Below are 13160 nucleotides of genomic sequence, written 5' to 3' on the forward strand. Positions count from 1 at the left end.
ACTGGCACGATGACCCCATGAGGAGGTCCCGCCGGTGAGTACCCGCCTGCCCACGAGCACTGCGGAGGAGCGGGAGGAGGCGGTGACCGAGGCCGCCGCTGCGCTGACACGCGGTGACCTGGTGGTGCTGCCCACCGACACCGTGTACGGCGTGGCGGCCGACGCGTTCGACCCGGACGCCGTCGGCCGGCTGCTGGCGGCCAAGGGGCGCGGGCGCAGCATGCCGCCGCCGGTGCTGGTCAGCGCGGCCACCACCGTGGACGCGCTGGCCGCCGGACTTCCCGACTACGCGCGGGCGCTGGTGGAGCGGTTCTGGCCGGGTCCGCTCACGCTGGTCTGCCGTGCCCAGGCGTCCTTGCGCTGGGACCTGGGTGACACCCGCGGCACGGTGGCGCTGCGGATGCCCGACCAGGAGCTGGCGCTGGAGGTCCTCGAGCGCACCGGCCCGCTGGCGGTGAGCTCGGCGAACACCACCGGCCGGCCACCCGCGACCACCGCGGAGGAGGCCGAGGAGATGCTGGGGGACCGGGTCAGCGTGGTCCTCGACGCCGGCCCGACGCTCGGGGTGACCGCCTCGACCATCCTCGACGTCACCGGGACGTCTCCCCGGGTGCTGCGTGCCGGCCTCCTCACCGTCGAGGAGCTCGACGAGGTGCTCGAGGAGTTCGGGCTCAGCCTCGCGGACGAGGACTGAGCGGTGCGGGAGTACGCCCTGGTGTTCCTCACCGCGGTGACGGTGACCTACCTGCTCACGGTGATCGCCCGCGAGATCGCGATCCGCACCCACGCGGTCGCGGCGGTGCGGGACCGCGACGTGCACGACGAGCCGATCCCGTACCTCGGCGGCCTGGCCATGCTCGGCGGCCTGACCGCGGCGTACGTCGTGGCACGCCAGCTCCCGTTCCTCTCGCTCAGCGACCCCTTGGTCTTCCGGGACGCCGGCGTGGTGCTGGTGGCGGGGGCGATGATCTGCGGCGTCGGCGTGCTCGACGACATCTTCGACCTCGACGCGCTGACGAAGTTCGGCGGACAGCTGCTGGCGGCGGCCTTCTTGGTCTACAACCAGATCCAGTTCAACTTCTTCATCAAGGCCGACGGCGGTCAGTTCTCGCTGCAGTTCTCCCAAGGGGCCCTGCTCACGGTCTTCATCGTGGTGGCCACGGTGAACGCGGTGAACTTCGTCGACGGCCTCGACGGGCTGGCTGCCGGTGTGGTGGGTATCGGCGCACTGGCGTTCTTCGTCTTCTGCTACCAGCTGGCGGCGCTCAACAAGGTCTCGCTGGCCACCACCGGCGCGCTGCTGAGTGCGTCGCTGGCCGGTGCCTGCATCGGCTTCCTGCCGCACAACGTGCACCGCGCCCGCCTGTTCATGGGCGACAGCGGCTCGATGCTGATCGGGCTGTTCCTCTCCGCCTCCGCGATCACGCTCACCGGACAGTTCCCCGCGTCCTCGATCAGCCAGGGGGCGTTCGGGTCCGACGCGAGCTGGGCGCCGATGCTGCTGCCGCTGGCCCTGCCGATCTCGATCCTGATGCTGCCGCTGGTCGACCTCGTGCTCGCGGTGGTACGCCGGACCCGCGCCGGCCGCTCGCCGTTCGCCCCGGACAAGCAGCACCTGCACCACCGGATGCTCGAGATCGGCCACTCGCACCGTCGGGCGGTCTTCATCATGTGGCTGTGGGCCGCGCTGATCGCGTTCGGGACTGTCGTGATCAGCCTCTACACCGGCCCGCTCATGTGGGTCGCGATCGGTGTCGGTGTCGCGGTCACCCTGTCCGCCACGTTCGTGCTCCCGGTGGTGCACCGGCCGAACCTCCACCACCCCCACGCGCCCCCCGACCCCGGCTGAGCGACGGGTCGCGATTTCGGGGGGTCCGAGCCCTTGTGATAACTTTCACGAGCAGTCCAGGAGGCCCCGATCCGGGGCCGGTGACCCCGCCAACCCCCTCGAAGACCAAGGCCGCCGACATGACGACCGCGACGACCCGCACCCCCTTCGCCGGGCTCCGGCCGCTGCTCGGGGCGGCTGTGGCGGCGGTGCTCGCGGGGACGGTCGTGGTGGTCCTGGCCGGGTTCGCCGGTGGCTCGGAGGCGGTCTTCGGCGCGGTGCTCGGCACCCTGCTCGCGACCGGCGTGTTCGCCTTCGGCGCCTTCGTGGTGAATGCCGTGGCGGGGGTGATGCCCTCCGCGGCGCTGCTGGTGGCCCTGCTCACCTACACCCTCCAGGTGGTGCTGATGGGGCTGGTGTTCTGGGCGGTGTCCACCTCCGCGGAGGCAGGCTCGACCCTGGACAAGCAGTGGCTCGGCGCGGCGATGATCGCCGCGACGCTGGGCTGGCTCACCGGGCAGGTGACGCTCACCACTCGGCAGCGCATCCCCGCCTACGACCTTCCCCCCGGGGAGTCCGCTCCTGCCCTGACCGGGGGTGAACGGTGACCGAGGCCGGCTGCTATTGTCCGGGGCGCGATGTCTTCACCGAGTCCGCCGTCCGAGCCCCTCGACGAGGCTCCGCAGGGGGACCCCTGGCACGCGGTCGGGTACCTCACCGCCGGGGTGTGCTTCTACGGACTGATCGGATGGGCGCTGGACCGTTGGCTGGGAACCTCGTTCCTCGTCGCGATCGGGATCCTGGTCGGCGCTGGGCTGGGGCTGTACCTCACGTGGGTGCGGTTCCGTCCCAGGAGGGTCGAGGAGAGCTCGCAGGACGGGGAGAGTTCATGAGGCAGCACGTGACGACGACGCAGGAGACGCGGTGAGTGTGATCGGGATGGTCGGCATCCGCACCGAGGGCGATTCCTTCACGCCCCCGGGACCGGGCAACTTCGACCTGCCAGGCTTCTTCGAGGTCGCGGGCCAGCCCGTGACCAAGCCGATGGTCCAGCTGGTGATCGCGGCCGTCCTGGTCTTCTGGCTCTTCCACGCCGCCATCAAGCGCCGAGAGCTGGTGCCCGGGCGCTTCCAGTTCGCCGCCGAGGGTGCCTACGGCATGGTGCGCAACTCCGTGGCCCGCGACATCATCGGCAGCCACGACTTCATGAAGTACGTGCCCTACCTGGTCACCTTGTTCTTCTTCATCATCGTCAACAACTTCTTCGGCTCCTTCCCGGGCATCCAGTTCCCCTCCTTCTCGCGCGCGTCCATGGCCTACGCGCTGGCGGGTCTGAGCTGGGTGATCTACAACGCGGCCGGAATCCGGCGGCACGGCTTCGCGGGCTACCTCAAGCTGCAATGCGTGCCAGCGGGCGTGACGCCGTTCATGTACCCGCTGCTGGTGCCCCTGGAGTTCTTCTCCAACATCCTGGTCCGCCCGGTCACGCTGGCCCTCCGTCTCTTCGCCAACATGCTCGCCGGCCACCTGCTGGTGATCCTGTTCGCCACCGGCGGTCTCTACATGCTCCAGGAGGGCTCGTTGCTGGTGAAGCCGGTCGGTCTGCTCGCCTGGCTGCTGTTCATCGCCATCTCGTTCCTGGAGCTGCTGGTGCAGTTCCTGCAGGCCTACGTCTTCACCCTGCTCAACGCCATGTACATCTCCGGTGCTATCGCAGACGAACACTGAGAGCGCCAGAGAACAACACTGAAGTAGTACCAACCGAAAGGAAACACAATGGATGGCTCGCTCAACATGGTCGGCTACGGTCTCGCCGCCATCGGCCCCGGCGTCGGTATCGGCCTGATCTTCGCGGCCTACATCTCCGGCGTGGCCCGGCAGCCGGAGGCCCAGAGCCGCCTGCAGTCGATCGCGATCCTGGGCTTCGCGCTGGCCGAGGCGCTGGCCATCATCGGTATCGCCCTCGCGTTCGTGCTCTGACCCCCGGCCGCTGACGAAGGACCTGTCTCATGCAGACGTTCATCATCCAGGCTGCCGAGGGCCACGAGGAGAGCCCGCTCGCCTTCGTGTGGGTGGAGTTCCTCCTCGCGCTGGTCGTCTTCGGCCTCCTGTACTACGCGATCAAGAAGTGGGTCGTCCCGAACTTCGAGAAGACCTTCGCGGAGCGTACGGCGGCGATCGAGGGCGGCCTGTCCGCGGCCGAGACCAAGCAGGCCGAGGCGGACGCCGCGCTCGCCCAGCTGGAGAGCCAGCTCTCGGAGGCCCGCCACGAGGCGGCCAAGATCCGCGAGGAGGCCCGGGAGCAGGGAGCGCAGATCGTCGCGGAGATGCGTGAGCAGGCCCACGCCGAGTCCGCCCGGATCGTCGAGCACGGCAAGACCCAGATCGAGGCGGAGCGCCAGCACGCGGTCGCGTCGCTGCGGGCCGAGGTCGGCGCCCTGGCGACCGGTCTCGCCGGCCGCATCGTGGGCGAGAGCCTCGACGACGAGGCCCGGCAGAGCCGGGTCGTCGAGCGGTTCCTCGCCGAGCTCGAGGCCGAGGGACCGGCGCAGAGCGGGGTCAGCTGATGACCTTCCGTGGCGCGTCGGCCGAGGCTCTCCGGGTCCTGGCCGGAGAGCTCGAGGCCGCCCTGTCAGCGGGCGGTGACGCCGAGACGACCGGGCACGACCTGTTCGCGGTCGCGTCGGTGCTGCGCGGTGAGCCGCAGCTGCGCCGGATCGCCACGGACGTGTCGGTGGCGGCAAGCGCCAAGCAGCGGCTGGTGCGGGGGCTCCTCGCCGGCAAGGTGGGGGACCTCACGCTCGGCCTGGTGGGCGACGCGGTCGGCCGTCGCTGGACCGCGACCCGCGACCTCGCCGACGTGCTGGAGCACCTCGGGGTGGTCGCGCTGGTCCGGTCGGCGGACGCTGACTCCCAGCGGCTCTCCGACGAGCTCTTCACCGTCGCGGAGCTGGTCCGCACCCACCCGGAGCTGCGTGACGCGCTCGCCGACCCGGCCCGCTCGGTGCCCGACAGGCGTGCGCTGCTCGCCCGGCTGCTGGACGGCAAGGCCCTCCCGGCGACGGTGGCGCTGGCCCAGCAGGCGCTCAGCGGAAGCTTCCGCACCGTCGGGGCCGCGCTGGAGAGCTACCAGCAGGTCGCCGCGGAGGTGCACCGGCAGAAGATCGCCACCGTCCGGGTCGCGCAGCCGCTGGGCGAGGGCGACCGGCAGCGGCTGACCGAGGCGCTGGCCCGCAAGTACGACCGGGAGATCCACCTCAACGTGGTGGTCGACCCCTCGGTGATCGGCGGCATCCGCGTCGAGATCGGCGACGAGGTGATCGACGGGACGGTCGCGAGCCGCCTCGACGACGCGCGTCGCAAGCTTGCCGGCTAGTCCCGGCGCATCCAAGAACCTCAGAGCAGACGAACAGTAAGGAAGAGTGATGACGGAGCTTTCGATCCGTCCGGAGGAGATCCGGGACGCGCTGCAGCGATTCGTGGCCGACTACCAGCCCGAGACCGCCAGCCGCGAGGAGGTCGGCACCGTGGCCGAGGCGGGCGACGGCATCGCCCGCGTGAGCGGCCTGCCCTCGGCCATGGCCAACGAGCTGCTCGAGTTCGAGGACGGCACCCTGGGCATCGCCTTGAACCTCGACACCCGCGAGATCGGTGTGGTGGTCCTGGGTGACTTCGAGAAGATCGAGGAGGGCCAGAGCGTCAAGCGGACCGGGGAGATCCTCTCGGTGCCTGTCGGCGACGCCTACCTGGGCCGCGTGGTGGACCCGCTGGGCATCCCGATCGACGGCCTGGGGGAGATCGCGGCCACCGACCGCCGCGCCCTGGAGCTGCAGGCGCCCACCGTGGTGCAGCGCAAGTCGGTGCACGAGCCCCTGGCCACCGGCATCAAGGCGATCGACTCGATGACCCCGATCGGCCGTGGCCAGCGCCAGCTGATCATCGGCGACCGGGCGACCGGCAAGACCACCATCGCGATCGACACGATCATCAACCAGAAGCAGAACTGGGACTCCGGCGACCCGACCAAGCAGGTGCGCTGCATCTACGTGGCCATCGGCCAGAAGGGCTCGACCATCGCCTCGGTGCGGGGCGCCCTCGAGGAGGCCGGCGCGCTGGAGTACACCACCATCGTGGCGGCCCCGGCGTCGGACTCGGCCGGGTTCAAGTACCTCGCGCCGTACACCGGCTCGGCCATCGGCCAGCACTGGATGTACGACGGCAAGCACGTCCTGATCATCTTCGACGACCTCACCAAGCAGGCCGAGGCCTACCGTGCCGTCTCGCTGCTGCTGCGTCGCCCGCCAGGCCGCGAGGCCTACCCCGGTGACGTGTTCTACCTGCACAGCCGGCTGCTGGAGCGTTGCGCGAAGCTCTCCGACGACATGGGCGCCGGCTCGATGACCGGCCTGCCCATCATCGAGACCAAGGCCAACGACGTCTCGGCGTTCATCCCGACCAACGTCATCTCGATCACCGACGGGCAGATCTTCCTCCAGTCCGACCTGTTCGCGGCCAACCAGCGCCCCGCCATCGACGTGGGCATCTCGGTGTCCCGCGTGGGCGGCTCGGCGATGACCAAGGCGATGAAGGCGGTGACCGGCTCGCTCAAGGTCGACCTCGCCCAGTTCCGGGCGATGGAGGCCTTCGCCATGTTCGCCTCCGACCTCGACGCGGCCTCGCGGCAGCAGCTCGACCGGGGTCAGCGCCTGATGGCCCTGCTCAAGCAGCCGCAGTACTCGCCCTACCCCCTCGACGAGATGACCGTGTCGCTGTGGACCGGCACCACCGGCCGCCTCGACCGGGTGCCCACCGAGGACGTGCTCCGCTTCGAGCACGAGTTCCTCGACTTCCTGCGCCACTCGCACCCGGGCATCTTGTCCAGCATCCGGGAGACCACGAAGTTCGAGGGGGCCGCCGAGGCCGAGCTCGAGGCGGCGTACGACGAGTTCCTGGGCCAGTTCGAGACCTCCGACGGCCAGCCCATCAAGGCCGGCAGGACCGAGGTCGAGGCGCTCCCCGAGGCCGAGATCGAGCAGGAGACGATCGTCAAGCAGAAGCGGGGCTGAGCATGGCCGTCTCCCTGCGCGAGTACCGCGCGCGGATCAAGTCGACGGAGTCGATGAAGAAGATCACCCGCGCCATGGAGCTCATCGCGGCCTCCCGGATCATCAAGGCGCAGCAGCGTGCGCAGGCGGCCACGCCGTACGCCCGCGAGCTGACCCGGGCGGTGTCCGCGCTGGCGACGTACTCCAACTTCGACCACGCGATGACCCGGGAGTCGGACCACCCGACGCGGGCCGCGGTGCTGATCGTGACCAGCGACCGGGGCCTGGCGGGCGCCTACTCCGCGAACGTGCTCAAGGAGGCCGAGCGCCTCACCGAGACGCTGCGGGAGGAGGGCAAGGAGGTCGACGTCTACCTGACCGGTCGCAAGGGCGAGGCGTACTACAAGTTCCGTCAGCGCCGGGTCGTCAACGCCTGGACCGGCTTCTCCGACCAGCCCCCCTTCGACGTGGCCCGCGACATCGCCGACACCCTGATCTCGGCGTTCATGAACCGGGACGACGAAGGGCGGCCGGCTGCGGCGGTCGACACGGCGCCGGCCGGTGTCGACGAGGTGCACGTGGTGTACACCCGCTTCGTCTCGATGCTGCAGCAGGAGCCGGTGGCCCGGCGGATGCTCCCCCTGGAGGTCGTGGAGGGGGAGGAGCCGCCCACGCAGGAGGACCTCCTGCCGCTCTACGAGTTCGAGCCGACCCCGGGCGACGTGATCGACACCCTGCTGCCGCGGTACGTCGAGAGCCGGATCTACTTCTCCCTGCTCCAGTCGGCCGCCTCCGAGCTGGCCGCGCGGCAGAAGGCGATGAAGTCCGCGACCGACAACGCCGACGAGCTCATCAAGAAGTACACGCGTATCGCCAACCAGGCCCGCCAGGCCGGAATTACCCAGGAAATCAGCGAGATCGTCGGCGGTGTGAACGCCCTTGCCGACGCCCAAGCCGGGAGTGAGTGAGACAGATATGACCGCGACTGTTGAAGAGACCAAGGGCACCGCGGCCAGCGGCGGCGTGGGCCGGATCGCCCGGGTGATCGGGCCGGTCGTCGACATCGAGTTCCCCGTGGACTCGATGCCGGAGATCTACAACGCCCTCACCTGCGAGCTCACGCTCGCCGGCGAGACCAAGCAGCTGACCCTCGAGGTCGCCCAGCACATCGGTGAGGGGATGGTGCGGGCCATCTCCATGAAGCCGACCGACGGGCTGGTCCGGGGCGCCGTCGTCACCGACAGCGGCTCCCCGATCACCGTCCCCGTCGGCGACGTCACCCTCGGGCACGTGTTCAACGTGACCGGTGACTGCCTGAACCTCACCGAGGGCGAGAAGCTCGAGATCACCGAGCGCTGGGGCATCCACCGCAAGGCGCCGGCCTTCGACCAGCTGGAGTCGAAGACCCAGATGTTCGAGACCGGCATCAAGGTGATCGACCTGCTGACCCCCTACGTCCAGGGCGGCAAGATCGGCCTCTTCGGAGGCGCCGGCGTCGGCAAGACCGTGCTGATCCAGGAGATGATCGCCCGCGTCGCCAAGGACCACGGCGGCGTGTCGGTGTTCGCCGGCGTCGGCGAGCGGACCCGCGAGGGCAACGACCTGATCCAGGAGATGACCGAGGCCGGCGTCATCGGCCAGACCGCGCTGGTCTTCGGGCAGATGGACGAGCCCCCGGGCACCCGGCTCCGGGTGGCCCTGTCGGCGCTGACGATGGCGGAGTACTTCCGTGACGTCCAGGAGCAGGACGTGCTGCTGTTCATCGACAACATCTTCCGGTTCACCCAGGCCGGGTCCGAGGTGTCGACGCTGCTCGGCCGGATGCCCTCGGCGGTGGGCTACCAGCCCAACCTGGCCGACGAGATGGGCCAGCTCCAGGAGCGGATCACGTCCACGCGGGGCCACTCGATCACCTCGATGCAGGCGATCTACGTGCCCGCCGACGACTACACCGACCCGGCGCCCGCGACCACGTTCGCCCACCTGGACGCCACCACGGAGCTCTCGCGCGAGATCGCGTCCCTGGGCATCTACCCGGCGGTGGACCCGCTGACGTCGACCTCGCGGATCCTGGACCCGCAGTACATCGGCCAGGACCACTACCAGGCCGCGATCCGGGTCAAGCAGATCCTGCAGCGCAACAAGGAGCTCCAGGACATCATCGCGATCCTCGGCGTCGACGAGCTCTCCGAGGAGGACAAGATCATCGTCCACCGGGCTCGCCGGATCCAGCGGTTCCTGTCGCAGAACACCTACGTCGCCAAGCAGTTCACCGGCATCGAGGGCTCGACCGTCCCGGTCGTCGACACCATCGAGGCGTTCAACAAGATCGCCGACGGCGAGTTCGACCACGTGGCCGAGCAGGCGTTCTTCATGTGCGGCGGTCTCGACGACGTCGAGGCCAAGTGGGCCGAGATCCAGAAGAACCTCTGATGAGCGACCAGCTGCTGCAGGTCGAGGTCGTCTCCGCGGACGCCCTCATCTGGTCGGGCCAGGCCACGATGGTCATCGCCCGCACCACCGAGGGGGACGTCGGGATACTGCCCGAGCACTCGCCGCTGCTCTCGATCCTCGTCGACGGCGTCGTGGACGTGCGCACGGCCGAGGGCGAGTCATGGGTGGCGGCGGTGAGCACGGGCTTCCTGTCCGTGGCCAACAACCGGGTGTCGGTGCTCGCCGAGGTCGCCGAGGCCTCCCACGACATCGACCTGGAGAAGGCGCGTGCCGACCTGGAGCGCGCCCGGACCTCTGGGGAGTACAACGACGAGGAGGCCGAGGAGGCCGTCCGCCGGGCCGAGGCCCGGATCCGGGCGGCCGAACGGGCCACCTGACCCGTCCGGGAAAGGGGGAGGCATGCCGGTGTGGCAGGTGCTGCTCGACGCCGTGGGCGTCGTGCTGCTCCTGATCCTGCTCTACGGCGTCGCCCTCGTCCTGCGCCGACGCGGCCTGGCCCGCTCCGGGGTCACCTTCGAGCTCAGCTACCGCGCCCGGTCCGACAAGGCCGGGCGCGGTTGGCTTCTCGGTCTCGGCCGCTACTCCGGCGAGTACCTCCAGTGGTACCGCGTGTTCTCCCTCTCCCCACGGCCCAAGCGCTCCTGGAACCGTGCCGACCTCGAGTACGCCGGCCGTCGCGACCCGGTCGGCCTCGAGGCCCAGTCGCTGTACGCCGACCACGTCGTGGTCACCTGTGACACCCCGTGGGGTGACCTGGAGCTTGCCATGACGCCGGGGTCGTTGATGGGGTTCCAGGCCTGGCTGGAGGCGATGCCCCCCGGCACCCGCGGGGTCCGGCCCGGCGACACCCCCGGCATCGTCTGAGGCGCGGCGTGGGATCTCCGGTGGGCGGGGCCGGCGGCGCGGCGTCCGCCGTGGTCGGGCCGCTCGCGCTGCGCCGGGCACGGGACGCCGTGATGCTCTCCTTCGTGCTCAACGGCTTCGGGTTCGCCAGCTGGGTCTCGCGCATCCCGGAGGCTCGTGCCGAGCTCGGGCTGACCAACGGTGGGCTGGGCCTGCTGCTCCTGGTGGTCTCAGCCGGGTCGGTGCTGACCCTGCCGACGACCGGCGCGCTGATCAACCGGTGGGGCGCGGCCCGCATCGTCCGGGTCGGCGTGACCTTCGACGCTGTCGGCATCGCCGTGGCCGCCGTCGGGATCGGCGTGCTGGACTCCGTGCCGTTGACGGCGGCGGGCCTGATGGCCTACGGCCTGGGGATCGGGGTCTGGGACGTGGCGATGAACGTCGAGGGAGCGGCCGTGGAGCGCCACCTCGGACGCACGATCATGCCGCGCTTCCACGCGGGCTTCAGCCTCGGCACAGTCCTGGGCGCGGCCCTGGGGGCCGCCACGACCGTCCTGGGCGTCCCGCTCACCTGGCACCTGCTCGCGGTCTCCCTCGCGATCCTCGTCCTGGCCCAGGCGACCGTGGGGAGCTTCCTGCCGCGCGGCGAGGAGGACCCGGCCCCGGGCGGTGAGCGCCGGTCCGCCCTGCACGCCTGGCGTGAGCCACGGACCCTGCTGATCGGCCTGATGGTGCTCGCGCTGGCCCTCACCGAAGGCACGGCGAACGACTGGCTCGCGCTGGCCCTCATCGACGGGTACGACGTCCCCCGCTGGCTCGGCATCACCGGGTTCGGGCTGTTCGTGGCGGCGATGACGGCCGGCAGGGTCGCCGGGCCACCGCTCCTGGACCGCTACGGCCGGGTCCCGGTGCTCTGGTCGACGATGGCGGCCGCCGCGGTCGGCGTACTCCTGCTGGTGCTGGGCGGGAGTCCCGCCCTCGCGGTCCTCGGGATCGTGCTGTGGGGTCTCGGCGCCTCGCTCGGCTTCCCGGTGGGGATGAGCGCCGCGGCCGACGACCCGGTGCACGCCGCGGCTCGGGTGAGCGTGGTCTCCACGATCGCCTACACCGCGTTCCTCGCCGGGCCGCCACTGCTGGGCTTCCTGGCCGACCACGTGGGAACCCTCGACGCGCTGCTGGCGGTCGCACTCGTCCTGCTGCCCTCGGCCCTGGTCGTCCCGGCCGCCCGGGAGCCGCACCGCTGACCGGCACCCCTGTGAGCCGCCTCACCTCCCAGCCCTCTCCGTCAGGCGTAGATTCGAGCTGCCGGGCTCTGCAAGGGGGAATCATGAGCCAGTCTCTGCCGCGCCGGTGGGCACGCGGGATTCCGGCGCTCACCGTCCTCGCAACCATGACCCTGCTGGCGGGACCGGGCCAGGCCGCCGACGGCGTGCCGCTCTACCCGCCCGGCGTCGACTCCGCCTACTCACTCACCAGCATGGAGCACCCCGACCTCAGCGGTCCGGCACTCACCTTCGAGCTGTACGGCCTGAGCGACCCGGCCGACGGCCCGGTGGTCAAGGACCAGGTGGCTCGCACCATGTTCTGGAACGCGGCGACCGGTGAGAACCGCGCCATCGGTGCCACGGTGCCGCACCTGCCGGTGACGGCCGACCAGCGGCAGCCCGCGGTGGCCGACGTGCCCGGAGCGGGAGGCACCCGCGACGTCTACGTGGTCTGGCAGCAGCGCGACGACCCGGTGACCGGCAGCTGGGACCTCTACCTGTGGCGCGGGGACGAGCAGGGGAACCCCGATGCGGGCTTCCCCCGGATGCTGGTCCTCGGGCCGGCGTACTCCCAGCAGACCTCGCCGGACCTGGCCCTCGCCGCCACACCGGCTGGGAAGCACCTCGTGGTGGCCTGGGTCGACGACCGGGACACGGCGGGAGCCGCCGGCGAGATCTACCTGCTGGACCTGACCGCGGACGGTGACGTCGACGGGACGCCCGACTTCCTCGAGGCGTCCTTCGACCCGGCAACCGCCGGGACGCGTGTGGACCCGAGCGGTGACGAGTACTTCGGCCAGCACGAGCCGGCCGTCGGCTCGAAGGGCGTGTTCTGGCTCGACGACCGGGCCGCGGGCGGTTCGGGCGAGTCCGACGTGTACCGGGCCGACCTCGGCGTCACCCCGTGGACGGTGGGCCGGTTCTGGAACAACTCGCTCGACCAGCCGGTGACCCAGCCCCGGGCGACCGGGCAGGGCGCCGCCTGGCTCGGCCCCGGCATCGCGGGTGGTCCCTTCGAGCCCTGGGTGAAGAAGGTGGCCGGCGCCGCCGGCATCGTCACCACGCTTGCGGACCCGACGGCGTTCGACGTGACCGGGATGAGGTTCGCGCTCACCGGCGGTCATGGTGGGGCCACCGACGGCGACCCCGACATCTTCTTCTTCGACAAGGCCACCGGGCAGAACGTCCCGGTCTGCTCGGTCGGGCAGGCGCCGGGAAACCGGCTGAGGAGACAACAGGACCCCACCATCGGGACGGCGCCCGGCGGGGCCCGGGTGATCTGGGCCGACTCCCGGCAGTGGACCAACACTCCCGGCACCGAGGTCGGGTCGCTCGCCTACGAGCTGTACGTCGCGCTCGTGCCGACCGTGACCGGCACGGCGACCCGGGCGACGGTGCGCCTCGGGCAGAGCGTCACGCTGCGGGCGCACGTGACCCCCGGCTTCCGCGGGTACCCTGTGCGGTTCCAGCGGGGTACGCGGCAGACCTTCACCCACGCCTACTACCTCGGCGGTCGCCAGTACGCCTACTCCGGCTGGCGGACCCTGGCCACCAAGAAGCTCACCAAGGGCTCACGCGCCTCGTGGCGCTGGACTCCGAGCAGGCGGGGCACCTATTGGGTACGCGTGTGGTTCAAGGGCGGCGCGAAGTACACCGACGTCGGCGCCCGCACCGTGCCGCACGTGGGCAACGCCAGCGCGGTGCTCAAGGTCGTGGTGCGCTGAC

General features: G+C 70.7%; 15 protein-coding genes. All 15 read left to right on the forward strand.

Annotated elements, in window-relative coordinates; all coding sequences use genetic code 11:
* The first annotated feature begins 34 nt into the window (after positions 1 to 34).
* The 15 genes from PLP61_RS02110 (at position 35) to PLP61_RS02180 (ending at position 13159) form a co-directional block, all read left to right on the forward strand.
* A complete protein-coding gene (locus PLP61_RS02110; protein WP_324499897.1) occupies positions 35 to 694 on the forward strand; it encodes an L-threonylcarbamoyladenylate synthase in 660 nt (219 codons plus the stop codon).
* 3 nt (positions 695 to 697) lie between these two features.
* Positions 698 to 1849 carry a glycosyltransferase family 4 protein gene (locus PLP61_RS02115; protein ID WP_324499899.1) on the forward strand — a complete coding sequence of 384 codons (1152 nt, stop codon included), beginning with the start codon at positions 698 to 700 and terminating at the stop codon, positions 1847 to 1849.
* Between the two features lie 119 nt (positions 1850 to 1968).
* A complete protein-coding gene (locus tag PLP61_RS02120; protein WP_324499901.1) occupies positions 1969 to 2436 on the forward strand; it encodes a hypothetical protein in 468 nt (155 codons plus the stop codon).
* A gap of 30 nt (positions 2437 to 2466) precedes the next feature.
* Positions 2467 to 2721: an AtpZ/AtpI family protein gene (locus PLP61_RS02125; RefSeq protein WP_324499903.1), complete on the forward strand. Its 255-nt coding sequence runs from the start codon at positions 2467 to 2469 to the stop codon at positions 2719 to 2721.
* A 31-nt stretch (positions 2722 to 2752) separates the two neighbouring features.
* Entirely contained in the window at positions 2753 to 3556 is an 804-nt protein-coding gene (atpB, locus tag PLP61_RS02130; protein ID WP_324499904.1) for a F0F1 ATP synthase subunit A, read from the forward strand.
* Between the two features lie 48 nt (positions 3557 to 3604).
* Positions 3605 to 3808, forward strand: a complete 204-nt coding sequence (gene atpE / locus PLP61_RS02135) for an ATP synthase F0 subunit C (RefSeq protein WP_324499906.1) — start codon at positions 3605 to 3607, stop codon at positions 3806 to 3808.
* 29 nt (positions 3809 to 3837) lie between these two features.
* On the forward strand, positions 3838 to 4395 hold the full coding sequence (locus PLP61_RS02140) for a F0F1 ATP synthase subunit B (protein WP_324499908.1): 558 nt from the start codon (positions 3838 to 3840) through the stop codon (positions 4393 to 4395).
* A complete protein-coding gene (locus PLP61_RS02145; protein ID WP_324499910.1) occupies positions 4395 to 5204 on the forward strand; it encodes a F0F1 ATP synthase subunit delta in 810 nt (269 codons plus the stop codon). The genes PLP61_RS02140 and PLP61_RS02145 overlap by 1 nt, the downstream gene beginning before the upstream one ends.
* Before the next feature lie 49 nt (positions 5205 to 5253).
* Positions 5254 to 6894 (forward strand): F0F1 ATP synthase subunit alpha, encoded by a 1641-nt coding sequence (gene atpA / locus PLP61_RS02150; RefSeq protein WP_324499912.1) that lies wholly within the window; start codon positions 5254 to 5256, stop codon positions 6892 to 6894.
* A gap of 2 nt (positions 6895 to 6896) precedes the next feature.
* Positions 6897 to 7841: a F0F1 ATP synthase subunit gamma gene (locus PLP61_RS02155; RefSeq protein WP_324499914.1), complete on the forward strand. Its 945-nt coding sequence runs from the start codon at positions 6897 to 6899 to the stop codon at positions 7839 to 7841.
* A 7-nt stretch (positions 7842 to 7848) separates the two neighbouring features.
* On the forward strand, positions 7849 to 9306 hold the full coding sequence (gene atpD / locus PLP61_RS02160; RefSeq protein ID WP_324499916.1) for a F0F1 ATP synthase subunit beta: 1458 nt from the start codon (positions 7849 to 7851) through the stop codon (positions 9304 to 9306).
* Positions 9306 to 9704: a F0F1 ATP synthase subunit epsilon gene (locus PLP61_RS02165; RefSeq protein ID WP_324499918.1), complete on the forward strand. Its 399-nt coding sequence runs from the start codon at positions 9306 to 9308 to the stop codon at positions 9702 to 9704. Before atpD ends, PLP61_RS02165 begins: the two co-directional genes overlap by 1 nt.
* A gap of 22 nt (positions 9705 to 9726) precedes the next feature.
* Positions 9727 to 10191 (forward strand): DUF2550 domain-containing protein, encoded by a 465-nt coding sequence (locus tag PLP61_RS02170; protein ID WP_324499920.1) that lies wholly within the window; start codon positions 9727 to 9729, stop codon positions 10189 to 10191.
* Between the two features lie 8 nt (positions 10192 to 10199).
* Positions 10200 to 11414, forward strand: coding sequence for an MFS transporter (locus tag PLP61_RS02175; RefSeq protein ID WP_324499922.1), 1215 nt, complete (start codon positions 10200 to 10202; stop codon positions 11412 to 11414).
* A gap of 83 nt (positions 11415 to 11497) precedes the next feature.
* Positions 11498 to 13159, forward strand: a complete 1662-nt coding sequence (locus PLP61_RS02180; RefSeq protein ID WP_324499924.1) for a hypothetical protein — start codon at positions 11498 to 11500, stop codon at positions 13157 to 13159.
* Position 13160: the final 1 nt, after the last annotated feature.

Source organism: Nocardioides sp., assembly GCF_035429765.1.
Lineage (GTDB): Bacteria > Actinomycetota > Actinomycetes > Propionibacteriales > Nocardioidaceae > Nocardioides.

What these genes read in the sequence shown, in the direction of transcription:
- PLP61_RS02145 (WP_324499910.1), top strand. Translation starts at nt 4,395, where the DNA reads ATGACCTTCCGTGGCGCGTCGGCCGAGGCTCTCCGGGTCCTGGCCGGA.
- atpD (WP_324499916.1), top strand. Translation starts at nt 7,849, where the DNA reads ATGACCGCGACTGTTGAAGAGACCAAGGGCACCGCGGCCAGCGGCGGC.
- PLP61_RS02165 (WP_324499918.1), top strand. Translation starts at nt 9,306, where the DNA reads ATGAGCGACCAGCTGCTGCAGGTCGAGGTCGTCTCCGCGGACGCCCTC.
- PLP61_RS02120 (WP_324499901.1), top strand. Translation starts at nt 1,969, where the DNA reads ATGACGACCGCGACGACCCGCACCCCCTTCGCCGGGCTCCGGCCGCTG.
- atpA (WP_324499912.1), top strand. Translation starts at nt 5,254, where the DNA reads ATGACGGAGCTTTCGATCCGTCCGGAGGAGATCCGGGACGCGCTGCAG.
- PLP61_RS02170 (WP_324499920.1), top strand. Translation starts at nt 9,727, where the DNA reads ATGCCGGTGTGGCAGGTGCTGCTCGACGCCGTGGGCGTCGTGCTGCTC.
- PLP61_RS02155 (WP_324499914.1), top strand. Translation starts at nt 6,897, where the DNA reads ATGGCCGTCTCCCTGCGCGAGTACCGCGCGCGGATCAAGTCGACGGAG.
- PLP61_RS02180 (WP_324499924.1), top strand. Translation starts at nt 11,498, where the DNA reads ATGAGCCAGTCTCTGCCGCGCCGGTGGGCACGCGGGATTCCGGCGCTC.
- PLP61_RS02125 (WP_324499903.1), top strand. Translation starts at nt 2,467, where the DNA reads ATGTCTTCACCGAGTCCGCCGTCCGAGCCCCTCGACGAGGCTCCGCAG.
- atpE (WP_324499906.1), top strand. Translation starts at nt 3,605, where the DNA reads ATGGATGGCTCGCTCAACATGGTCGGCTACGGTCTCGCCGCCATCGGC.
- PLP61_RS02140 (WP_324499908.1), top strand. Translation starts at nt 3,838, where the DNA reads ATGCAGACGTTCATCATCCAGGCTGCCGAGGGCCACGAGGAGAGCCCG.